This window comes from Cohnella yongneupensis, assembly GCF_042655785.1.
Lineage (GTDB): Bacteria > Bacillota > Bacilli > Paenibacillales > Paenibacillaceae > Cohnella > Cohnella yongneupensis.
Genome location: NZ_JBHSNC010000058.1, coordinates 18,130 through 40,106 on the forward strand (window position 1 = coordinate 18,130; position 21,977 = coordinate 40,106).

General features: G+C 55.7%; 25 protein-coding genes. All 25 read left to right on the top strand.

What is annotated here, in order from left to right; translation table 11 throughout:
* The first annotated feature begins 84 nt into the window (after positions 1-84).
* The 25 genes from spoIIIAA (at position 85) to spo0A (ending at position 21,837) form a co-directional block, all read left to right on the top strand.
* Positions 85-1,200, top strand: coding sequence for a stage III sporulation protein AA (spoIIIAA, locus tag ACFPQ4_RS24365; RefSeq protein WP_378114552.1), 1,116 nt, complete (start codon positions 85-87; stop codon positions 1,198-1,200).
* Positions 1,193-1,720, top strand: coding sequence for a stage III sporulation protein SpoIIIAB (spoIIIAB, locus tag ACFPQ4_RS24370; protein WP_378114553.1), 528 nt, complete (start codon positions 1,193-1,195; stop codon positions 1,718-1,720). The genes spoIIIAA and spoIIIAB overlap by 8 nt, the downstream gene beginning before the upstream one ends.
* Positions 1,721-1,735: 15 nt before the next feature.
* Complete coding sequence (gene spoIIIAC / locus ACFPQ4_RS24375; protein WP_378114554.1) at positions 1,736-1,939, top strand: stage III sporulation protein AC; 204 nt, start codon at positions 1,736-1,738, stop codon at positions 1,937-1,939.
* Positions 1,940-1,948: 9 nt separating this feature from the next.
* A complete protein-coding gene (spoIIIAD, locus tag ACFPQ4_RS24380; RefSeq protein ID WP_378114555.1) occupies positions 1,949-2,338 on the top strand; it encodes a stage III sporulation protein AD in 390 nt (129 codons plus the stop codon).
* 28 nt (positions 2,339-2,366) lie between these two features.
* Positions 2,367-3,611: a stage III sporulation protein AE gene (gene spoIIIAE / locus ACFPQ4_RS24385; RefSeq protein WP_378114556.1), complete on the top strand. Its 1,245-nt coding sequence runs from the start codon at positions 2,367-2,369 to the stop codon at positions 3,609-3,611.
* A gap of 14 nt (positions 3,612-3,625) precedes the next feature.
* A complete protein-coding gene (gene spoIIIAF / locus ACFPQ4_RS24390) occupies positions 3,626-4,423 on the top strand; it encodes a stage III sporulation protein AF (protein WP_378114557.1) in 798 nt (265 codons plus the stop codon).
* Positions 4,424-4,427: 4 nt separating this feature from the next.
* Positions 4,428-5,093 (top strand): stage III sporulation protein AG, encoded by a 666-nt coding sequence (gene spoIIIAG / locus ACFPQ4_RS24395; RefSeq protein ID WP_378114558.1) that lies wholly within the window; start codon positions 4,428-4,430, stop codon positions 5,091-5,093.
* 58 nt (positions 5,094-5,151) lie between these two features.
* Positions 5,152-5,820, top strand: a complete 669-nt coding sequence (locus tag ACFPQ4_RS24400; RefSeq protein WP_378114560.1) for a SpoIIIAH-like family protein — start codon at positions 5,152-5,154, stop codon at positions 5,818-5,820.
* Positions 5,821-6,118: 298 nt separating this feature from the next.
* The gene (accB, locus tag ACFPQ4_RS24405) at positions 6,119-6,601 is read left to right on the top strand and encodes an acetyl-CoA carboxylase biotin carboxyl carrier protein (RefSeq protein WP_378114561.1); all 483 of its coding nucleotides are present in this window, start codon (positions 6,119-6,121) and stop codon (positions 6,599-6,601) included.
* Between the two features lie 19 nt (positions 6,602-6,620).
* Positions 6,621-8,003, top strand: a complete 1,383-nt coding sequence (accC, locus tag ACFPQ4_RS24410; protein WP_378114562.1) for an acetyl-CoA carboxylase biotin carboxylase subunit — start codon at positions 6,621-6,623, stop codon at positions 8,001-8,003.
* Positions 8,004-8,114: 111 nt separating this feature from the next.
* Positions 8,115-8,522 carry an Asp23/Gls24 family envelope stress response protein gene (locus ACFPQ4_RS24415; protein ID WP_378114563.1) on the top strand — a complete coding sequence of 136 codons (408 nt, stop codon included), beginning with the start codon at positions 8,115-8,117 and terminating at the stop codon, positions 8,520-8,522.
* Between the two features lie 164 nt (positions 8,523-8,686).
* Positions 8,687-9,250 (top strand): alkaline shock response membrane anchor protein AmaP, encoded by a 564-nt coding sequence (gene amaP, locus ACFPQ4_RS24420; RefSeq protein WP_378114564.1) that lies wholly within the window; start codon positions 8,687-8,689, stop codon positions 9,248-9,250.
* An 11-nt stretch (positions 9,251-9,261) separates the two neighbouring features.
* Positions 9,262-9,492: a DUF2273 domain-containing protein gene (locus ACFPQ4_RS24425; RefSeq protein ID WP_378114565.1), complete on the top strand. Its 231-nt coding sequence runs from the start codon at positions 9,262-9,264 to the stop codon at positions 9,490-9,492.
* Positions 9,493-9,657: 165 nt separating this feature from the next.
* Positions 9,658-10,098, top strand: a complete 441-nt coding sequence (gene nusB, locus ACFPQ4_RS24430; protein WP_378114566.1) for a transcription antitermination factor NusB — start codon at positions 9,658-9,660, stop codon at positions 10,096-10,098.
* 14 nt (positions 10,099-10,112) lie between these two features.
* Positions 10,113-10,970 (top strand): bifunctional methylenetetrahydrofolate dehydrogenase/methenyltetrahydrofolate cyclohydrolase FolD, encoded by an 858-nt coding sequence (gene folD, locus ACFPQ4_RS24435; RefSeq protein ID WP_378114567.1) that lies wholly within the window; start codon positions 10,113-10,115, stop codon positions 10,968-10,970.
* Positions 10,971-11,019: 49 nt separating this feature from the next.
* Entirely contained in the window at positions 11,020-12,381 is a 1,362-nt protein-coding gene (gene xseA, locus ACFPQ4_RS24440) for an exodeoxyribonuclease VII large subunit (RefSeq protein ID WP_378114568.1), read from the top strand.
* Positions 12,374-12,649 carry an exodeoxyribonuclease VII small subunit gene (gene xseB / locus ACFPQ4_RS24445; protein ID WP_378114569.1) on the top strand — a complete coding sequence of 92 codons (276 nt, stop codon included), beginning with the start codon at positions 12,374-12,376 and terminating at the stop codon, positions 12,647-12,649. Before xseA ends, xseB begins: the two co-directional genes overlap by 8 nt.
* 18 nt (positions 12,650-12,667) lie before the next feature.
* Positions 12,668-13,579, top strand: coding sequence for a polyprenyl synthetase family protein (locus ACFPQ4_RS24450; protein WP_378114570.1), 912 nt, complete (start codon positions 12,668-12,670; stop codon positions 13,577-13,579).
* A 103-nt stretch (positions 13,580-13,682) separates the two neighbouring features.
* On the top strand, positions 13,683-15,578 hold the full coding sequence (dxs, locus tag ACFPQ4_RS24455; RefSeq protein ID WP_378114571.1) for a 1-deoxy-D-xylulose-5-phosphate synthase: 1,896 nt from the start codon (positions 13,683-13,685) through the stop codon (positions 15,576-15,578).
* Positions 15,578-16,453: a TlyA family RNA methyltransferase gene (locus tag ACFPQ4_RS24460; RefSeq protein ID WP_378114572.1), complete on the top strand. Its 876-nt coding sequence runs from the start codon at positions 15,578-15,580 to the stop codon at positions 16,451-16,453. Before dxs ends, ACFPQ4_RS24460 begins: the two co-directional genes overlap by 1 nt.
* Before the next feature lie 214 nt (positions 16,454-16,667).
* Positions 16,668-17,135, top strand: coding sequence for a hypothetical protein (locus tag ACFPQ4_RS24465; RefSeq protein ID WP_378114573.1), 468 nt, complete (start codon positions 16,668-16,670; stop codon positions 17,133-17,135).
* Positions 17,132-17,581 carry a transcriptional regulator AhrC/ArgR gene (gene ahrC / locus ACFPQ4_RS24470; RefSeq protein ID WP_378114574.1) on the top strand — a complete coding sequence of 150 codons (450 nt, stop codon included), beginning with the start codon at positions 17,132-17,134 and terminating at the stop codon, positions 17,579-17,581. The genes ACFPQ4_RS24465 and ahrC overlap by 4 nt, the downstream gene beginning before the upstream one ends.
* 59 nt (positions 17,582-17,640) lie before the next feature.
* A complete protein-coding gene (recN, locus tag ACFPQ4_RS24475) occupies positions 17,641-19,326 on the top strand; it encodes a DNA repair protein RecN (protein ID WP_378114575.1) in 1,686 nt (561 codons plus the stop codon).
* A 157-nt stretch (positions 19,327-19,483) separates the two neighbouring features.
* Positions 19,484-20,788 carry a SpoIVB peptidase gene (gene spoIVB, locus ACFPQ4_RS24480; RefSeq protein WP_378114578.1) on the top strand — a complete coding sequence of 435 codons (1,305 nt, stop codon included), beginning with the start codon at positions 19,484-19,486 and terminating at the stop codon, positions 20,786-20,788.
* A gap of 236 nt (positions 20,789-21,024) precedes the next feature.
* Entirely contained in the window at positions 21,025-21,837 is an 813-nt protein-coding gene (gene spo0A / locus ACFPQ4_RS24485) for a sporulation transcription factor Spo0A (protein ID WP_378114576.1), read from the top strand.
* Positions 21,838-21,977 lie beyond the last annotated feature (140 nt).

The window sequence follows — 21,977 nt, forward strand, 5'->3', positions numbered from 1 at the left end:
GGCGTCCAAGCAGGCATAATCCCCGCGTACAAGCATACATATGAATCAGCTAATAACATCCTTCGCGCCGAAAGGGGGTTTCGCGTGCATCCAACCTTATTGACGTTGTTCCCGGCCGCTTTGAGAAGCGTGCTGGAAAGAATAGCCGGCGAGGCGGTGCAGACGCTGGAAGAAATTCGGATTCGCGAAAACCGCCCGCTCGAGATCGGCTACGGAAGTCGCAGCGCGTTCGTACGTCCGGACGGGTCGTTGACCGACGATTACCGATCCGCGTTCACGCCTGACAAAGAAGAGTGCCGGGCGTTCCTGGAGAGAGTGACGAACCATTCGTTATACGCGGTAGAAGAAGAATTGCGCAGAGGTTACGTAACCGTCCCCGGCGGGCATCGGATCGGCCTGGCGGGACGAACGGTGCTAGACAAGGGCTCCGTTGCCCATCTGCGGGACATTGCGGGGTTCAACGTGCGAATCGCCAGAGCCCGCGTCGGCTTCGGAGCCCAGGTGTTGCCCGGCTTGCTAGACTTACAAGCTCGAACGATACGCCACACGCTGATCGTCTCGCCTCCGCAACAAGGGAAGACGACGTTGATCCGAGATTTGGCCCGCTGCATAAGCGCGGGGGAGTGGCACCATCCCCGCGCGCTCGGTTGGAGAGGCCGCAAAGTCGGCATCGTCGACGAGCGCTCGGAAATCGCGGCCTGCGAGCGAGGGGTCCCGACGTTCGACCTCGGCCCCCGTTGCGACGTGCTGGATGCTTGCCCGAAGGCGGAAGGCGTCATGATGATGGTCCGCTCGCTGTCGCCGGAAGTAATCGCAGTCGACGAAATCGGACGTCCGGAGGACGCGGCGGCGCTTAACGAAGCAATCCATGCGGGCGTAAGGGTGCTGGCGACGGCGCATGCCGCAAGCATAGCGGACGTATTCGCTCGTCCAGTGCTCGCGCAGCTTGCCGCGGACGGCGTATTCGGCGCTTACGTGCTCCTGTCGCGAAGCGGGGGGCAAGTCGAGCATCGGATCGTCTCGGCGGAGGAAGCCGCGATGGAAGCCGCGGGACGGACGCGCATGCGCGTCGGAGCCGTACCGCGGGACGCGCCGCTTCCGGTCGTTACGCAACCGGCGCCGGTGACGGTAAAGACGAGACCGATGCCCGCAATCCGCTCTCCGGATTCGCGCGCGCTAGGAGATGAGGACCATGCTTAAGTTCATCGGCGTCGCGCTCATCCTGTTCGCGGGTACGATGATCGGATTCGTGCAGGCGGCAAGATACGCGGCAAGGCCCAAGCAGATCCGTCAGCTGCTCCACGCGCTTCAGCGGCTAGAGACCGAGATCAGCTACGGGCAGACGCCTTTGCCGCAAGCGCTGGACCGCATCGCGGGAGCCGTCCCTCCGCCGCTGTCGTACCTGTTCAAGGACATCGCCGGTTCGCTTCAGACCGAGACGGCCCATTCGGGCGTGACGGTCAAGGAAATATGGGGACGGGCGATCGTGGCGAGATGGCCGGAAACGGCCATGCGGGCGCCCGAGCAGGAAGCGCTCATCCGTTTCGGCTCGACGCTTGGGGCAAGCGGGCGGGAAGACCAGCTGAAGCATATCCGTCTCGCGATGCACCAGCTCCAGGCTGAAGAGGCGAACGCGCGCGACGATCAGCAAAAGTACGAGAGGCTGAGTCGAAGTCTAGGCGCGCTCGGCGCTGCGTTGATCGTTATTCTGATCGTGTAGTAGGGGGACGTATCGATGAACATCGACATCAGCACCATCTTCCAAATCGCCGGCATCGGCATCATCGTGGCGATGATTCATACGGTGCTGAAGCAGATGGGCAAGGAAGACATGGCGCACTGGGTAACGGTCATCGGGTTTGTCGTCGTCTTGTTCATGGTCGTTCGGCTGCTCAATGAATTGTTCCAGGAGATCAAGACGATATTTTTGTTCCAGTAGGTGAATGCGGTGGACATTCTTCAGATCGTCGGAATCGGATTTCTTGCCACGGTGCTAATTCTCGTCATCCGGGAACAGAAGCCGATGTTCGCCTATTTGCTTGCGGCTTTCGTTGGTGTAGCGATATTCCTCATGCTGATTGGACAGATCGACAGCGTAATCACCGTGTTAGAAGAGCTGGCCGATCGCTCGGGCATTCCGTCGGTGTACTTGAAGACGATGCTGAAAATAATCGGGATAGCCTACATCGCGGAATTCGGAGCGCAAATCGTCAGAGACGCAGGGTTAGAAAGCATCGCATCGAAAATCGAATTCGCCGGCAAAATGCTCATTCTGGTCATGGCGGTGCCCATCATCAGCGTCATCGTGGAGACGGTGCTGAATTTGCTGCCGGCCTAGCGCGGATCGCGCGGATCGGAGGAAACGGATGCGCCGGCATACGGGAATGAGCGGAAAGCTCGTAATCGCGATTATCGGAATACTTTTATACCTGCTGATAAGCACGTTCGGCGTTGTCCAAGCCGCGGTTCCGGATCAGGCCGGTCAAGCGCAAGACGGCCCGGAGACCGGCGCGGAAGTGTCCGGCGAGCTCGCCAAAGCGCAAAGCGAAGACGTCGATACGGCGCAAATCCAAAAATATTGGAACGACTTGAAAAACGAATACGGCGGTTATTTTCCCGACGGCAAGCTCCCCGAGCTTCGCGAGCTTATGTTCCCGAGCGGGGGCGGATGGAATACGGGACAAGCGCTGGCCGGTCTAGCCCGGTTTTTCTTGCACGAAGTGCTATACAGCGGCAAGCTGCTCGTCACGATCGTGCTGCTGACCGTGTTCACGATGCTGCTCGAGACGATGCAGAACGCGTTCGAACGCAACGCCGTCAGCAAAGTCGCGTACGCGATCGCGTACATGGTACTCATCATCTTGGCCGTGAACAGCTTTCGCGCGGCGACGTCGTACGCGGGGGACGCGATCGGCAGCATGGTACAGTTCATGCTCGCCATGGTGCCCTTGCTGCTAACGTTGCTGGCGGGTACTGGTGGCGTCGCCTCCGCGGCGGTACTGCATCCGCTCATCGTGTTCATGATTCATACGATCGGCACGTTCATTCATCTCGTCGTGTTCCCGCTCTTGTTCTTCTCCGCCATTTTGCACCTGGTCAGCTCCATCACCGAGAGATACAAAGTTACGCACTTGGCTAACTTGCTTCGAAACGTGGCCGTCGGGTTACTGGGAGTCATGTTGACCGTCTTCCTCGGCGTGTTGTCGGTGCAAGGCGCGACGGGCGCCGTAACGGACGGCGTGGCGCTTCGCACGGCGAAGTTCGTGACAGGCAACTTCGTGCCGGTCGTCGGCAAAATGTTCTCGGACGCCGCGGATACGGTCATGTCGGCCAGCATGCTCGTCAAGAACGCCGTCGGCTTGGCTGGGGTCATCATCTTGTTGTTCTTATGCGCGTTCCCCGCGCTCAAAGTATTGACGCTCGCCTTGATTTATCGGTTAGCCGGGGCGATTATGCAGCCGCTCGGAGATACGCCCATCGTTCACTGCCTGCAGACGATCGGCAAAACGCTCATTTACGTATTCGCGGCGCTCGCTTCGGTCGGGCTGATGTTCTTCCTGGCGGTAACGATCATTCTTACGGCGGGCAACGCTGCGCTCATGATTCGATAACGCTAGGGGGCGACATGCAAATGGGGTTGATGGACGGCATAGCCGGCTGGCTTCGCCAAATTATCGCGGTGCTGCTGCTGGCGTCGATCATCGATCTGTTGCTCCCCAATCGCACGATGCAACGCTATGTCAGGCTCGTCGCCGGCTTGATCCTACTGCTTACCGTGGCGACGCCGGTCCTTCATTGGATGAAGGGCGATTTCGGGAGCAAGCTGGCGGAAGGGCTGGACATCGTGGAAAAGTCCCCGCAAATCGCTCCGGACCAGCTGGCGATGATCGAATCGGAAGGCGAGAAGCTGCGTAACCGGCAATCCGAGCAGGCAGCTAACCTCGTATCGACAAGGCTGGCCGCGGCCATCCGGTCCGACGTGGAAGCTAACGAGCAACGAGCGGTACGGAGCGTGGACGTGCAGACGGCGCAAGACAAAGCCGGTAACTGGACGGTGACGAGCGTTAAAGTCGTTCTCGAAAGGACCGACGGCGGCGAGTCCTCGCAAGCTAAGGGTGCAATCGCTCCGATGAAGGAAATCGACCCGATCGCTTCCGTCGATATTCATGTCGAGGTCGGAGGCGAGCTGAACAGCAGCAGTAGCAACGGTAGCAGTAGCGAAGACGGCGATAGCCGCAAAGATGAGGCGGTAGGCGATCAGGCGCAAGAAGCAATGGCGGAAGAGACGGACTTGGATTCGCGGACGGAGTCGCGCGTCGTTACGCTGGTCGCCAATCGGTTCGGCATCACTTCCGCCTTAATCAAAGTTTCGCAAACGCCTGCTTCGCCGGATTCGGTCGGCGCGAGCGGATCAAGGAGGTGACAGGATGGCAAATTGGCTGCAGCAGATGGAATCGTTCATCGGAGGCGGCAAGGGCGGCGGAGGTCCCGGCGGTCCCCGCAGAATCAAGACGTTCCGCTGGCTCGTGATGATCGGGTTAATCGGCGCAGTGCTGTTGCTTGTCGCCTCCATGTTGAACTTCAAGCCCGTCGATCCCGGCGGCGGATCGGATCTGTCTCCGCCTAACGACCAGGACGTTCCCACGGAACAAACGTTCATAGGCGGCGGGGCCGATAAGAGCGACGATCCGTTCACGGATATCGAGACGCAGCTCGAAACCCGGCTTAAGGATTTGCTCGAAACGATGGTCGGAGTCGGCACGACGCAAGTGTTGGTGACGGTCGAATCGACGGAGGAGACGGTTCTCGGACTGAACGAGAAACGGGTCCAGCAAATTACCGAGGAATCCGATCGCAACGGAGCCAGCCGGCACATCACGGAAGTGACGAACGACGGTCAAGTCGTCCTTTACGAAGTATCGGGAGGCCAGTCGCCGATCGTCATCAAGAAGCTGAAACCTAAGGTCAGAGGCGTCATCATCGTGGCGAAAGGCGCGGAGAACGCAACGGTTCACAAGTTGATAGCCGAAGCGGTATCCCGCGGCCTGGACGTCCCTTTGCATAAAATTTCGGTCGTGCCGCGCAAAACGTGAATGACGGAGTCGCAGAAGTCCGCAGTTCGAAAATCATTATTTTGGGAGGAATGGAGCAATGAACAACAAACGTCAAACGATTTGGTTAGTATCGATGCTCAGCTTGATGGTCATCTTGTCCGCGTACTACTTATTCACGGAGGACGTCCCCAAAACCGATAATGCGAACGGCATTACGGAGCAGACGAATCAGTTGGACGCGACGCAAGCTTCCGGAACGAATTCGGACGGCATCGAGATCACGCAAGTGGACACGATTACGGGCGAAACGAGCACGGCGACGGACGACAGTACGATCGCGTCCGACGATACGGCAACTGGACTTTCTCCCGAAGACGAAGCCGTCATCAAGGACATGACCAACCTGAAGGGCGCCGAGCTGCTCGATCAAATCTCGTTGAGCAGAAAAGAGAAAGTCGATAAGACGGCGGATGACTTATCCTCAATTTTGGCCGACACGAAGAACCATTCGCCCGAAGAAGCGCAAGCGGCATCCGAGCAACTCAGACAACTCGAGGATACGAACGACCGCATTACCGCTCTCGAGGATAAGCTGCTGCAAGAGTTCGATAACGCGGTCGTATCGGAAGAAGATGTCAACAATTACAAAATAATCGTCCTTAGCGACAAGCTGGAGAAGAAGCAAGCGGTCAGCATTGTCGATCTGGCGACCAAGGAGCTTAACACTTCTCCAGATCACGTGACTGTGCAGGTCGTGACGCAATAACGGATGCCAGCGAAGAAACACGCAAGGGATGCGACTCCGATCCGGGGATTCGCATCCCTTTGCGCGTTCGGCAAGCGCGCAGTCCGCTCGGTCAGCTAATGGACACTTTCCATTTTATCCGTTTATGATATAATAAGTCCGTTATGGGAACGAACGAGCTTTCTCAACCATTCAGAAAGTAAGTATCTTCGATACTTACACTGAATCGTCACAGACACAAACGTTAATCCACCATCCAAAGGACGGCGTAAGCCGTTTATGCTTGGACGGGGAGATCCCGATTCAAGGAGTGACCGACATGTTTAAGCTGAGTGAAATTAAAGAATTGATCAAATTAGTAGACCAAACGTCCGTACAAGAACTAGAAATCGAGAACGAAGGTACGCGAATCGCCATTCGCAAGCCAGGCCGCACGGAAGTCGTTAACGTGCAAACCGCACCGCTTTCTCATACATACGTGCCCGCCGTCCCGACGCCAGTTGCCGCTCCGGTAGCAGCAGCGCCCGCTGCGGAAGCTAAGCCTGCCGCGGATCAATCCAACCTGCACAAAATCGTATCGCCGATGGTCGGTACGTTCTATCGGGCTCCGTCTCCGGACGCCTCCAATTTCGTTAACGTTGGCGACAGAGTGAATGACAAATCGGTCGTCTGCATCTTGGAAGCCATGAAGCTCATGAATCCTTTGGAAGCAGAAGTAAAAGGCGAGATCGTGGAAATTCTCGTGGAGAACGGTCAACTCGTCGAATTCGGCCAACCGCTGTTCCTCGTTAAGCCGGAATAATCCCAAGGAGGATTTCATCTTGAAATTTCAAAAGATTTTGGTGGCCAATCGCGGCGAAATTGCGGTACGCATCATCCGCGCATGCCGAGAATTAGGAATTACTGCCGTGGCGGTCTATTCCGAAGCCGACCGGGAATCTTTGCATGTTCGTCTGGCCGACGAAGCGTACTGCATCGGGCCGACCGCATCCAAAGATAGTTACCTCAACCTAACGAATATTATGAGCGTCGCGACGTTAACCGATTGCGATGCCATTCATCCCGGTTACGGGTTTTTGTCCGAGAACGCCGACTTCGCGGACATTTGCGAAACGTGCAATATCACCTTCATCGGTCCTTCCTCGGAAGCGATCAGCCGCATGGGCGACAAATCCGTCGCCAAGCAGACGATGAAGGACGCCGACGTGCCGGTTATTCCGGGCTCCGACGGCTTGGTCGAAGACTTGGACGACGCGATTCGCGTAGCTCGCGAGATCGGTTATCCGATCATCATCAAAGCTACGGCGGGCGGGGGCGGAAGAGGCATCCGTCTCGCGGAGAACGAAGAGATGCTCATCCGCGAGATTACGACCGCGCAGCAAGAAGCCCAAAAGGCGTTCGGCAATGCGGGCGTATACTTGGAGAAGTATTTGACGGGCATGAAGCACGTCGAAATTCAAATTATCGCCGACAAGCACGGCAACGTCGTCTACCTCGGCGAACGGGACTGCTCGGTACAGCGTCGTCGCCAGAAGCTGGTCGAAGAGGCGCCTTGCCCGGTCATGACGCCGGCACTTCGCGAGCGTATGGGCGTTGCGTCCGTACGCGCCGCGAAAGCCGTCAACTATTCCGGCGCGGGTACGATCGAATACTTGCTCGGACCGGATGGCCAGTTCTACTTCATGGAGATGAACACCCGTATCCAAGTTGAACATCCCGTAACCGAGATGATCACGGGCATCGATCTGATCAAGGAAATGATCGCGATCGGTGAAGGCGCTCCGCTGTCGTTCACCCAAGAACAAGTCAGGTTCGACGGATGGTCGATCGAGTGCCGCATCAACGCGGAAGATTCCGAGCGCAATTTCATGCCTTCTCCGGGCCGGATCGGCTTCTACTTGCCGCCGGGCGGACCTGGCGTTCGCGTAGACAGCAGCGCGTATTCGCAATATATGATCTCGCCGCATTACGATTCGATGATCGCCAAGCTGATCGTTTGGGCGCCGACGCGCGACGAAGCGATCGCTAGAATGCGCAGAGCGCTGAGCGAGTTTATGATCGAAGGCGTAAAGACGACTATTCCGTTCCATTTGAAGCTGCTTAATCACCCGATCTTCAACCGCGGCACGTTCGACATCAAGTTCTTGGAAGAACATGACGTTAACGGCGAAGCCGACCCTTCCCGGGAGCAAGTACAAATTTAACGAACGGGCCAAGCGTTTGTCATAATTATCCGGGAATGCTATATTTATTAGTAGAGAAGGCAGATGCTCGGACATCACCCATTTGCCGGGCATATGGAGGTGGAACCAAGCATGGAAACGATAGCACCCGATTACGAACGTACCGAAATGGGGACGATCGAGATCGCGCCCGAAGTTATCGAAGTGATCGCCGGTTTAGCTACGGTGGAAGTCGATGGCGTAGCGGGCATGAGCGGAGGATTGACCTCCGGAATCGCTGAACTGCTCGGACGGAAGAACTTGTCCAAAGGCGTGAAGGTGGAAGTCGGCCAACGCGAAGCAGCGGTAGACGTATCGATCATCGTCCAATTCGGTAAACGAATTCCGGACGTGTCGACGGAAATTCAACGCAACGTCAAACGCTCGATCGAGACGATGACGGGTCTGACAGTCGTAGAAGTCAACGTACACGTTCATGACGTGCACTTCAAACCGGGCGACAAGCCGGGGGACGAAGACACGCTAACGCGTGTCAGATAATACCGTTACCGCACCCCGATTGCCGCGGTAACGAAGCCTTTCCGGTATGCGGATGACGGCCCTCTGACGAGTAATTCCTGCAGGGATTCTCGCTAGAGGCCTTTTCGCTATCATTCAGCTTTTTCCATGACATCAGCCTTTTGGGGACAGGGAGGACTCTACCGTTGATTAAATTGTTGGACAGGCTGCTGCTTTTTTTGTATAGCATCGCCATCGGGGCCGTCTCGGTGTTCGCGATCGTCGTTGCCAGCGGCGGACTGAACGAGAGCGGACTGCATGATTGGCTCGACAACGTTACCGGCGATTCGCAAGCGGTACAAATAACCGTCATCTGCGTTGCTATCGCGCTTTTATTGATCAGCGTGCGTTTTTTCATCGTATCCGTTAGCCGCGGGGGCAATAACGCGCCTTCCATCAATCAACGCACGGATCACGGCGATATTCGCATCTCCGTGGAGACGGTCGAGAACCTCGCGCTCAAAGCGGCTTCGCGTTCGCGCGGCGTCAAAGACTTGAAAGCCCGCGTGCGGGTCAACGAGTCCGGCTTGGAAATTCAAATTCGCGCTTTCGTGGACGGCGACAGTTCCATTCCGGCGTTGTCGGAAGAAATGCAACGCACAGTATCGCAGCACATTGAAGAGACAACGGGAATTCCGGTCGCGGAAGTGTCCGTATTCATCGCGAACGTGACGCAAGCGCCGCAAACCTTCAAAAGCCGCGTGGAATAGGAGGGGCCGCCATGTGGAAATACGCGTGGGAAACCTACGGGGGAAGAATCTCCGGGGTTGTCGCAGGCCTTTTCTTCGGAGTCATTTATTTATTCGCAGGTTTTTGGGACATGTTATTTTGCGCTCTAATCGTCGGAATCGGCTATTGGGTCGGCAAGCATAAGGACGAAGGAAGAGGTCCTCTGCTGCCGTGGGAGCGCTTGACGGAGTGGGTAACAGATCGTTGGCCACGGTCGCGATAATCCCTGTGATAATTCTTGCCGGAACGACGGCGACGGCGGAGCTCAGGCTCCCCGGTCGCCCGATGCCGGCGTAGAATCGCTCATAGGTTTTTTTGTTTCCGCAGGCAACATACTAAGTTTTATCGGCCGTTGCGCACATTAGGCGCGAACGATTCAGGAGGACTCATGAAACGCAGACTAGCCAGAGAGATCGTGGTGCAAAGCTTGTACCTGATGGAAATGAACGGCGTGACCGGTGAAGAAGCCATTAACGTCGTAATGGAAGAAGCACGGCAAGAGAACGAGATTGGCGCGGACGTAGGCGAATTAGCGAAGATCGATGCCTATACGCGCGAGCTCGTGGAGGGCGTCATCCATAATCGCGAAGAGATCGACCAACAGCTGGCGGTTTATTTGACCGGCTGGCAAGTCGACCGGTTGTCGCGGGTGGATCGTCAAGTGCTGCGCCTTGCCGCGTACGAAATTAAGTATCGCGACGACGTGCCGGCGAAAGTCGCCATTAACGAAGCGATCGAGCTGGCCAAGCATTTTGGATTGGCGGAGAACGGCAAGTTCGTCAACGGCGTTCTTGGACGGATGCTGAGGGAGAAGGAAGAGCAGAAGTAGGGGGAAGATGAGAGATGAGCGCTCAAATTATCGACGGCAAAAATATTTCGGACGCGATCCGCGAGGAAATGCGGCAAGAGGTAGATCAGCTTAAGAGCAAAGGCGTGACGCCGGGGTTGGTCGTCATTCTGGTCGGCGAAGATCCGGCGTCCCAAGTATACGTGAACAACAAAGCGAAAGCCTGCGAACAACTGGGCTATTATTCCGAGGTCGTTCGTCTACCCGCGGAAACGTCTCAGCAAGCGCTTCTTGATCTTATCGACAAATACAACCGCAGCGACGTCATTCACGGCATTCTCGTGCAATTGCCGCTGCCGAAGCATATCGAAGAGAAAGCGGTTATCGACGCGATCTCGGTAGAAAAAGACGTTGACGGATTCCACCCGGTCAGCGTAGGCAACCTAATGATCGGCGACGACGCGTTGCTCCCTTGCACGCCATCGGGCGTAATCGAATTGCTGAAACGTACGGGCAACTCGCCCGCGGGCAAGCATGCGGTCGTCATAGGCAGAAGCAATATCGTCGGCAAACCGGTATCCATGTTGCTTCTTCGCGAGAACGCGACGGTAACGATGTGCCATTCTCGCACGCCTAACTTGCCGGAGATGGCGAGACAAGCGGACATTCTTGTCGTAGCCGTCGGCGTCGCCAAGCTCGTCAAGAAGGAATGGGTCAAGGAAGGCGCCGTCGTTATCGACGTCGGCATGAACCGTTTACCGGACGGCAAGCTGTGCGGAGACGTGGATTATGACGACGTTCTGGACACGGCAGGCTGGATTACGCCTGTCCCGCGCGGCGTTGGCCCGATGACGATAACGATGCTGATGGCGAATACGCTCAAATCCGCCAAACGCGCGAACGGATTGGGGTAAGCGAATCCCCATTCGATTCCGCCGCGCGCTGGAAGGAGGTCGGTAACCGATGGACCAGGCACGGATTCTGACGATCCGCGATATAAACCGCCTCATCAAGCTGAAGCTGGAGGGCGACTCCAGCTTCCAAGACATATGGTTAAAAGGCGAAATATCCAACTTCACGCGCCACTCCAGCGGACATATGTACTTCACGTTGAAAGACGAAGGCGGCCGCCTAAAATGCATTATGTTTGCCTCCTACAACCAACGGCTTCCTTTTGCTCCGAAAGACGGAATGAAGGTGTTGGCTCGCGGAGGCATCTCCGTTTATGAGCGCGACGGGCAGTACCAATTTTATGCGACGGCCATGCAGCCGGACGGCATCGGCAGCTTATACTTGGCGTTCGAGCAGCTTAAACGGAAGCTGGACGCGGAAGGGTTGTTCTCGGATCGGTTCAAGCGACCGATTCCAAGCTACCCTCGCACGGTCGGCGTCATTACTTCTCCTACCGGGGCGGCCGTTCGCGATATTATTATTACGATCCAAAGGCGCAATCCGGGGGTAAACGTGCTTCTGTATCCGGTATCGGTGCAAGGCACGCAAGCAGCGCCGTCGATCGTGAAAGCGATCGGAGCCATGAACGCGCTCGGCGAGGCGGACGTGCTCATCGTCGGACGGGGAGGCGGCTCGCTGGAAGAGCTGTGGGCGTTCAACGAAGAGGCTGTCGCGAGAGCCGTGCGCGGGTCGCGTATTCCGATTATTTCCGCCGTCGGACACGAGACGGACTTCACGATCGCGGATTTCGCCGCCGATTTGCGCGCGCCGACGCCTACGGCCGCCGCCGAACTGGCGGTTCCGCACGTTACCGAGCTTAAGCAACGGATCGCTTACATGCGTCAACAGCTCGTAAGCGCATTGCGCGTTAAGCTGGAGCGCTCGCGGGAGAGGCTGAACAGAGCGGCCAGGTCGCCGTATTTCCTTCAGCCGAGACGCAGTCTGCTCGTTCAAGCGGAGCGGCTCGATCGGCTGCGTGAACGGCTGAATTACCGGATGAACGCGCAACTTGTCAGGAATTCGGATAAGCTGACCCGCTTAATCGGGAAGCTTGCGGCGAGAAATCCGGAGCAGCAGGCGATGCTGGCTAGGCAACGTCTGGATGCGTTGCAGCGTAGCTTAACGCTTGCGATGAACGGCCTGACGAGAATGCACGCGAATCGATTCGGCTCTCTCGTTCGCCATTTGGACGCGTTAAGTCCGCTGAAAGTAATGGCGCGCGGCTACAGCCTCGTCTTCGACGAGCAAGAACGTTCGATCGTCCGTTCGGTCGACGGGGTTCAACCGGGAGATCTCATCCGCGTAAGGCTTACGGACGGCAAGTTGAGCTGTCAAGTATGGGGAATCGAAGGGGAGGGCGTTCAAGATGGCTAAAAAAAGCGTTACGGACAATGTCACCGCCGAGGAGCAAGCTTCCGTATCGTTCGAGCAGGCGATGGAATCGTTGGAGACTATCGTGGCTAAGCTGGAAAGCGGGGACGTGCCGCTCGAAACCGCTATCGAGCTGTTTCAGGAAGGGATGCGGCTATCGAGCTTATGCGGCCAGAAGCTTGAGCAAGTCGAGCGGCGCATCGAAATACTCGTGGAAGGCGAAGGCGGACTAGGACGGAAGCCTTTCGTGCCGGCGCAAAGCGACAGCTAGGAGATAAGGGGAATCGGCGTGACGATGTCAGACAGTTTACATACGTACTTAGAACGGCAGAAACACAAGATCGAGCTTGCGTTAACGGCTGTGTTTTCGGAAGAGTGGGCGATTCCGGCGAAGCTTCGCGAAGCGATGAACTATTCGCTTCTGGCCGGGGGCAAGCGACTTCGTCCGATCTTCGTGCTCGCGGCGGCCGAAGCAGTTGCCGGCAAAGCCGAAGCGAGCGAACGCGCCATGCCCTTCGCGGCGGCGGTCGAAATGATCCACACGTACTCGCTGATTCACGATGACTTGCCCGCTATGGACAATGACGATTACCGTCGCGGCCGGCTGACGAATCATAAAGTGTACGGAGACGCGATGGCGATTTTGGCTGGCGACGGTTTATTGACGCACGCCTTCCATGTAGCCGCCGGCGCCGCCCGTCTAGGCGTGCCTGCCGAACGAGCGCTTGCCGTCGTCTCGGAACTGTCGCGTTTTGCCGGATTGCCCGGCATGGTCGGCGGTCAGGTATCGGACATGCTGGGCGAACAAGGCGTCACCTCGCTTGACCAGCTGGAGTACATTCATCTCCATAAGACGAGCGATCTGATCGCGTTTAGCCTGCGAGCTGGCGGGCATGCGGCGGAAGCCGGCGATAACCAATTGGCAGCGCTAGAACTGTTCGGCCGCAATATCGGACTGGCCTTCCAAATCCAAGACGATATTCTTGATTTGACCGGCGATGCCGCGAAGCTTGGCAAGCCGGTTAAGAGCGACGAAAGGCAAGAGAAGGTAACTTATCCGTATTTGATCGGCTTGGACGCAAGTCGCGAACGCGTCGCGAAGCTGACGTCGGAAGCGAACGACGCGCTTGGCGAGGCGGGATTGGCACAGCCCGAGCGGCTTCGCCAAATCGCGAGCTCTTTGCTCGCGCGCGATCATTAAGCGACGGAATCGCTTATGGCGATATCCCTTTCCCGGTTTGGGCATTGATTAGCGTTATGGTATAATAGGCGTAATACCCTTTCGAGGAAAGCGGGGAACAGACTTGCTGCTCGACAAAATCGACAGTCCTAACCATCTTAAGAGTTTGACGCTACCCGAACTTCCTCAGTTGGCGGAAGAAATTCGGCATTTTCTCATACAAAAATTGTCCGCGACGGGCGGTCATCTCGCGCCGAATCTTGGCGTCGTGGAATTGACGCTTGCGTTGCACTACCGATACAACAGTCCGACCGACAAAATGATTTTCGACGTGGGTCACCAAGCTTACGTGCATAAAATTTTGACGGGACGCAAAAACCGATTCGATACGCTTCGCCAAAAAGACGGCTTGTGCGGCTTCGTGAAGCGCAACGAAAGCGAGCATGACGTCTGGGAGGCAGGCCACAGCAGCACTTCCCTGTCCGCCGCGATGGGGATGGCTTTGGCGCGCGATTTGAAGGGCGACTCCAACCGAGTCATCGCCATCATCGGAGACGGCGCGCTCACGGGCGGCATGGCGTTAGAGGCGCTTAACCATATCGGCGACGAGAAACGCAAGCTCATGGTCGTGCTGAACGACAACGAAATGTCCATCGCTCCGAACGTCGGTGCGATTCATAACTATTTAGGCAAAGTCCGCTCCGAGAAAATTTACCACAAGGCGAAAGACGAGCTCGATTGGCTGCTTCGCAAAATTCCCGCGATCGGCGGGAAGCTTGCAAAGACCGCAGAGAGAGTGAAGGACAGTCTGAAGTATTTGGTAACGCCGGACGGCATGCTATTCGAGGAATTCGGCTTGAAATATTTCGGACCCGTAGACGGTCACGACATTCCGAAGCTGCTCGAGACGTTTAAGCAAGCGGATAGCGTCAATGGTCCGGTGCTCGTTCACGTGCTGACGACCAAAGGCAAAGGCTACACCCCGGCGGAAGAAGATTCGCATACTTGGCATGGCGTATCCGGCGCTTATAAGATCGAATCCGGGCAGGTCGTGAAGCCGGTCGGACCTCCGATGTATACCGAGGTATTCGGCAACACGCTCATCGAGCTCGCCGATCAAGACAAGCGGATCGTGGCGATTACGCCGGCCATGCCGGGCGGATCGGGCTTGCTTAAGTTTGCGAAGAAATACCCGGATCGCATGTTCGACGTCGGCATCGCCGAGCAGCATGCGGCGACGATGTCCGCAGCGCTTGCGATGGAAGGGATGAAACCGGTATTCGCGGTCTATTCCACTTTCCTGCAGCGGGCGTACGATCAAGTCGTGCATGATATTTGCCGGCAAAATTTGAACGTCATCTTCGCGATCGACCGCGCCGGCTTAGTCGGCGCGGACGGAGAAACGCATCAAGGCGTATACGATATCGCGTTCTTGAGGCATATCCCGAATATGGTGCTCATGATGCCTAAGGACGAATGCGAGCTGCGGAACATGATGAAGACGGCCGTCGATTACGATCTAGGCCCGATCGCCATCCGTTATCCTCGCATTCAAGGCACGGGCTCCGCGATCGATGCCGTGCCTACGCCGATCGAGATCGGAACGTGGGAGACGGTCAAAGAGGGCGATTACGCCGCAGTTATCGCGATCGGACCGATGGTACAAGTCGCCGAAGAAGCGGCGGAGCTGCTGCGCCGCGAGGGGTTGAACGTTCGCGTCATTAACGCGAGATTCGTTAAGCCGCTCGACGAGAAGCTGCTCTTGTCGCTCGCCAAGGAACATATGCCGGTGCTCGTGCTTGAGGAAGGCTCGGTCCAAGGCGGGCTGGGCAGCGCGATCATGGAGTTTTACGCGCTGAACAACGTGCACTCGGTGCCGGTGCATCTAGCCGGCATACCGGATTTGTTCATCGAGCATGCAACGATCAAGGAGCAACGGGCGCAATGCGGCTTAACCGCCGAAGCAGTCGCTAGACAGCTGGCTACGCTCGTCGTGCGCCAAAGGCAGCGTGCGACCTGATGGAGAAGACGACAGTCGCTAAGGAACGGCTCGACGTATTGCTGATCGAACTCGGTTATTTTGAAAGCCGGGAAAAGGCGAAAGCGTCCATCATGGCCGGTCTTGTGTTGGTCGGAACCGAGAAAATAGACAAAGCGGGCACGAAGGTGCCTCGCGACGCAGCGATCACGGTCAAAGGCGCGCCGCATCCTTACGTTAGCCGAGGCGGATTAAAGCTCGAGAAAGCGATTCGCGTTTTCGGGCTCGATCTAAAGGACGCGGTCATGCTCGACATCGGCGCGTCGACCGGTGGATTCACCGATTGCGCGTTGCAGCATGGAGCTAAGCTCGTATATGCGATAGACGTCGGATACAATCAACTCGATTGGTCGCTTAGACAGGACAAGCGAGTCCATGTGATGGAGCGATTGAACTTTCGTCATATGACGCTCGATCAGCTCGATGACGAGAGACCTAGCTTCGCCTCGATCGACGTCAGCTTCATCTCGTTAAAGCTCATCTTGCCCGTGCTCGCGCAATTGCTCTTGCCTGGCGGCGAGACGGCCGCGTTAATCAAGCCTCAATTCGAGGCCGGCAGGGACCAAGTCGGCAAATCCGGCGTCGTGCGGGACTCCGCCGTTCATGCCAAAGTGTTGCGCGATGTGCTAACATTTGCGGATGCGCTAGGGTTTCGGCTGCAGGGTCTAACCTTCTCGCCGATTACAGGCGGGGAAGGCAATATCGAATTTTTGGCCCATTGGCGTCTTTCCGAGCTTTCTGCGACGGAAGAAGGACAAGCAGAAGGGCGAAGCGAGTTTCTGGAGGTCGAACTGCCGGGCTTAATTAAAAGTACGGTGGAAGAAGCGACATCGAAATTCCGCCATGGAGCTTCATGAACGAATATATGCTTTGCCCGGTCACCCGGAGCTGCCGAAGAACGGCCGGAACTTAAGCACCGGAACGTTCGACGCCGCTTCGGGTTTTTGTATTAAAGGAGTAGCTTTGGAGGAATTGGACGCTCTCGTCTCGAAAGGAACAGAGTACGATTTAAAGATCCGGCGGCATCATCGTTCCCTCACTTAATCGAGTCGGTCAAGGAGGAGAGCGAAGGTGGCAAAGTTCGGAGACGTCTTGATTATGATCGTCGCGGTATGCCTAATGCTGTGGTGGATTTGGCGCCGATTCGATCGGTGGATTCATGAACCGCCCGGTTCTAGGCTAAGAAAGCTGGCGAATGCCGGAGGGGTGGAGCCGGACGCGGCGGTCGACTTGTTACGGCAACACGGATTCGACGTGCTGTCGGGCAAACATCGCGTTCCCCTAGGCGTTAAGGTCGACGACGGCCCTGTGCAGCCGACCCGGTTATATTTCGATTATTTGGCTTCCAAGGAACATAAGTACTATCTCGTTAAGCTTGAACGCTCCAGACAGCCGACGGAATGGACGGCCAGCGGGCTTCGCGAACGTTTGCTCGTGTACGCCCTGTTATTTCCGGATTGCGAAGGCATTATAATTGCTGATCCGGGAGATCAGCAAGTTCGAACGGTAAGATTCAAAGTAGAGGATGGCGACGGATGAAGGGACAACGGCAGCGTAAAATTCGCGAAATCATTGGTACCAGGGAAATCGAGACGCAAGAGGATTTGGTGGAAGCGCTCAGCGCCGAAGGCATGCAAGTTACGCAAGCAACCGTATCGCGAGACATAAAGGAAATGCAATTGATCAAAGTGCCGCTCGAGGACGGCCGATACAAATACTCGATGCCGCAAGATCAGCGCTTTAACCCCGCGCACAAGCTGAAGCGGGCATTGCTGGATCATTTCGTGAGCGCGGACACGGCGGAGAATTTGGTCGTGCTGAAGTGTTTGCCGGGTACTTCAGGGACGATCGCGTCGCTGATCGACGGAATGGATTGGCCTGAAATCGTCGGCACGATTGGCGGAGACGATACGACGCTCGTCATTTGCCGGTCCAAAGCATTAGGTCAAGACCTGATGCGGCGCATTTACGAAATGATGGAGTAGAGGTTAGGAGTCATTAGCTTTTCATCACTGTTCGTGCCATTCATGGAGGGGAATTAGTCATGCTTCGAGAATTGACGATTCGAAATTTGGCTGTCATCGCGCAAGTTACGGTAAAGTTTCATGACGGATTTCACGTACTGACGGGGGAAACCGGCGCCGGCAAATCGATCATAATCGATGCGCTGGCTTTGGCGGCAGGCGGCAGAGGCTCTGCCGAGATGATAAGACATGGCAACGATCGCGCGGATATTGAAGCATTATTCGATCTTCCTCCGCGTCATCCTGTATGGGAGACGCTGCGTAAACTCGGCGTGGAAGCCGATCCGGAGGAAGCTTTGCTTATTCGTCGCGAACTTCAAGCGCAAGGGAAATCGTCTTCTCGCATCAACGGGCAAAGCGTAACGTTATCCATGCTGCGCGAAGTCGGCGAGCATCTCGTGAACATTCATGGCCAGCATGAGCATCAGTCGTTGTTGCGTACGGATCGCCATCTGGAATGGCTGGATCTGTTCGCGGGAGAAGAAATATCCGGGCAAAAGGAAGCCTATTCGCGCATCTATCAGCAGTACATATCCGTGGGCAAAGAACGCCGCGAGCTGGAGCAGAAATCCCGTCAAGGCATGCAGATGCTCGATCTTTACCGTTACCAGATCGAGGAAATCGAGCAGGCTAGCCTTAAGGTCGGCGAGGATGAATCGTTGCAAGACGAGAAGCGCAAACTAACGCATGCGGAAAAGCTTTCGGATGCCGTCGCCGAAGCGCACGAATTATTGTACGGAAGCAAAGGATTAGCCGCGATCTCTCGCGCGCTCAACCGTTTGCAAGAGGTGTCCAAGGTCGATCCGGTAGCGCTCCAGCCTCTTGTAGAGCAGTTGCAATCGGCCTATTACGGCGTCGAAGATGCGGCTTATCAATTGCGCGATTACCGGGAAACGATCGAGTTTAACCCGGCTCGCCTGGAGCAAATCGATGACCGTCTTGACCTCATTCATTCTTTAAAACGTAAATACGGCGAATCGATCGAACTTATCGTAGCTTATAAATTACGCATTCAGACGGAAGCATCGCAGCTGGAGAACAGCGACGAGCTGCTGAAGTCGCTGACGGAGCAGGAAGCGCATTTGCTGTCGGAGCTGCAGTCCTTAGCCGAGAAGCTGTCCGCCGTCAGACGCGCGACATCGCGCGTGCTGGCCGCTCAAATCGAGCAAGAGCTCGCGGCGCTCCAAATGAACCGTTCGGTATTCGAAGTGAAGCTGACTTCCGGCGCGCTTGGCGTGTCGGGTACCGATGCTGCCGAGTTTCTGCTGTCGACGAACCCGGGCGAGCCCCCTAAGTCGCTCGCGAAGATCGCTTCCGGGGGCGAGATGTCCCGCGTCATGCTGGCGCTTAAGGCTATATTCGCGCGCATCGACGAAATTCCGGTGCTCGTCTTCGACGAAGTCGATACCGGCGTAAGCGGGAGAGCGGCGCAAGCGATCGCCGAAAAGTTGTCGCTTTTGTCAAGAGATTGCCAAGTGTTCGCGATTACGCATTTGCCTCAAGTGGCATGCATGGCGGACCATCAGTACGAAATCGCGAAACAAGTTACGGAAAATTCCCGCACGACGACATCCGTTACGGAGCTTGAGAAGGCCGATCGCGTGGAAGAACTGGCGAGAATGCTCGGCGGGGTGGAAGTGACGGAAAAAACACGTCACCATGCACAAGAAATGCTTGCTTTGGCCGAAAGCCGAAAAAACGCGTAACGGCGGGGAAATTCAATTCCCAAGGAAGCTTTTCGGGAACATAAAAGAGGGGGGGCACGGTTACCTTATAGGTACGTCATCGGCATGATTCAAATAGGCCGGTTAACCTGTAAGGGAGCGTGAGAACTTGTACCAGCAACCGTCCAGAAAACGTCGGATGGGACTTGTCATCGTTCTAATCCTCTGTATCGTCGTCTGTTCCGCGCCCGTTCAGCATTTCGCGGCATTTCCGAGCAAGCTGAGAATGTTTGAAGGACAGACGGTATCCCTACATTACGCGATGCCGGTACATGCGCAAGGCCATCTGGATCCGCGCGTCGCAGGCATTAACGGCAGCAACAACGGAACGGTTCCCGTCGATCTAAGTCAGCCTTTATCCATTCAGCCCAAGCATAGCGGCAATACCGAGCTTAAGCTTCGCTTGTTCGGTAAAATCCCGTTCAAAACGGTTCGTCTGCAAGTCATTCCGGATCTTCGCGTCATTCCGGGCGGCCAGACGATCGGCGTCAAAGTAAAATCCGCCGGTATTATGGTCGTAGGCCATCACTTGGTCCAAGCTGCAGCGAACAAAAAGATTTCGCCGGGCGAGGACGCCAAGTTACGGCTTGGAGACCTTATTATCGAGATTAACGGCCAGCCCTGCAACGATATTTCCAAGATCGCTTCGTACGCCGAATCTGCAGGCCGCGAACGCTCCGCGTTGCGATTGCTCGTTCAAAGAGGCAAGGAGCGGTTTCGTACGACGTTGACACCGGCCTACGACTTGGACGATAAAGCGTGGCGCTTAGGGTTGTACATTCGCGATTCCGCCGCGGGCGTCGGCACCTTGACGTTCTATGCGCCGGATCAAGGCGTATACGGCGCGCTAGGTCACGTGATTACGGATATGGATACGCAAACTCCGATCGTCGTCGGTAGCGGCGAAATTTTGCAATCGAGCGTGACTTCGATCTCGAAGAGCCAAAGCGGGGAGCCTGGCGAGAAGCGGGCGCATTTCGTGAAAGAAGGACGCACGCTAGGCAGCGTCGAGCGCAATACGCCGTTCGGTATCTTCGGTAAAATGAAAGAAATGCCCAATCATGCGTACCATGCTGATCCGATGCCGGTAGCGTTCGCGGAAGAGGTCGAGGAAGGTCCGGCTCAAATTTTAACGGTCGTCAACGGTCAGAAGGTCGAGCGATTCAATATCGAAATCGCCCACGTGTCCAAACAGTCTTCTCCCGCGACCAAAGGAATGGTTATCCGAATTACGGATCCGAAATTATTGGAGCGAACGGGCGGAATCGTTCAAGGAATGAGCGGTAGTCCGATCATCCAAAAAGGAAAGCTCGTCGGAGCGGTCACTCATGTGTTCGTAAACGATCCGACCTCTGGATATGGGTGTTTTATCGAGTGGATGCTACAAGATGCGGGAATTATGTTAAATGGAGCGCAAGAGCAACCAACATCTAAGGCGGTTTAACGCCTTAGATTTGCTTGTTTCGAGCATCGCGAAAATCCGAACATTTGTCGAAAAAAAACGAAATAAATCATCATTTGACGCAAATTAATAATTATATGTCATTACCACAAAAAAATAAAGAAAAAGTTTCTAATCCAGAAGGATTTGCGAAATGCGATGTCGAAAACGGATAAACAGGGAAACGATAATGCGTTTTTCAGAATAATATCTCGTACAGAGAAAGGGAGGACCAGACATTGCAGCGGATTGAAGTGTTCCTTGCAGACGACAACCGAGAATTTACGAATTTACTATCAGAGTACATCCAAGAGCAGGATGATATGACGGTCATCGGAGTGGCGTACAACGGAGAAGAGGTCATCCGTCAGCTGGAGGAAACCCGTAGGGTTCCGGATGTCATGATCCTCGATATTATTATGCCGCATTTGGACGGGCTTGGCGTTCTGGAAAAATTGCGGGATTTGAACTTATCTCCGATGCCTAAGATCATTATGCTGACGGCATTCGGTCAAGAGAACATCACGCAACGTGCGGTACAGCTCGGCGCATCGTACTACATATTGAAACCTTTCGATATGGATGTTCTCGCCAACCGCATTCGTCAGCTCGCCGGCGTCGCTTCCCCGATTACCGTCGGATCGTCGTCCTCGATGAGCAGCTCGATCCGTTCGAACATCGTGCCGATCGGCAAGCCGAAAAATCTCGACGCCAACATTACGAGCATTATTCATGAGATCGGCGTTCCGGCCCACATTAAAGGCTACCAGTATTTGCGCGAAGCGATCACGATGGTGTATAACAACATCGAGATTCTTGGCGCGATTACGAAGACGCTGTATCCAGCGATCGCCGAGAAGTTCAAGACGACGCCTTCCCGCGTCGAGCGCGCCATTCGCCATGCAATCGAAGTCGCTTGGACGCGCGGCAACATCGACAGCATCAGTCACTTGTTCGGCTACACGATCAACATCGCGAAGTCGAAGCCGACGAACTCGGAATTCATCGCGATGGTCGCCGACAAGCTGCGGATCGAGCATAAAGTTAGCTAATCCGTATCGGCAATCGTAATTCGTTCGATATAAGCTCGAAAAACATGAACCGCCTTCCGGCAACGGATGGCGGTTTTTTTTGTTTTGGCGTGCCCAGAGGCACGCATCTTCTAGCCGGTGAAAGTCCGGTCGCGGGAGGG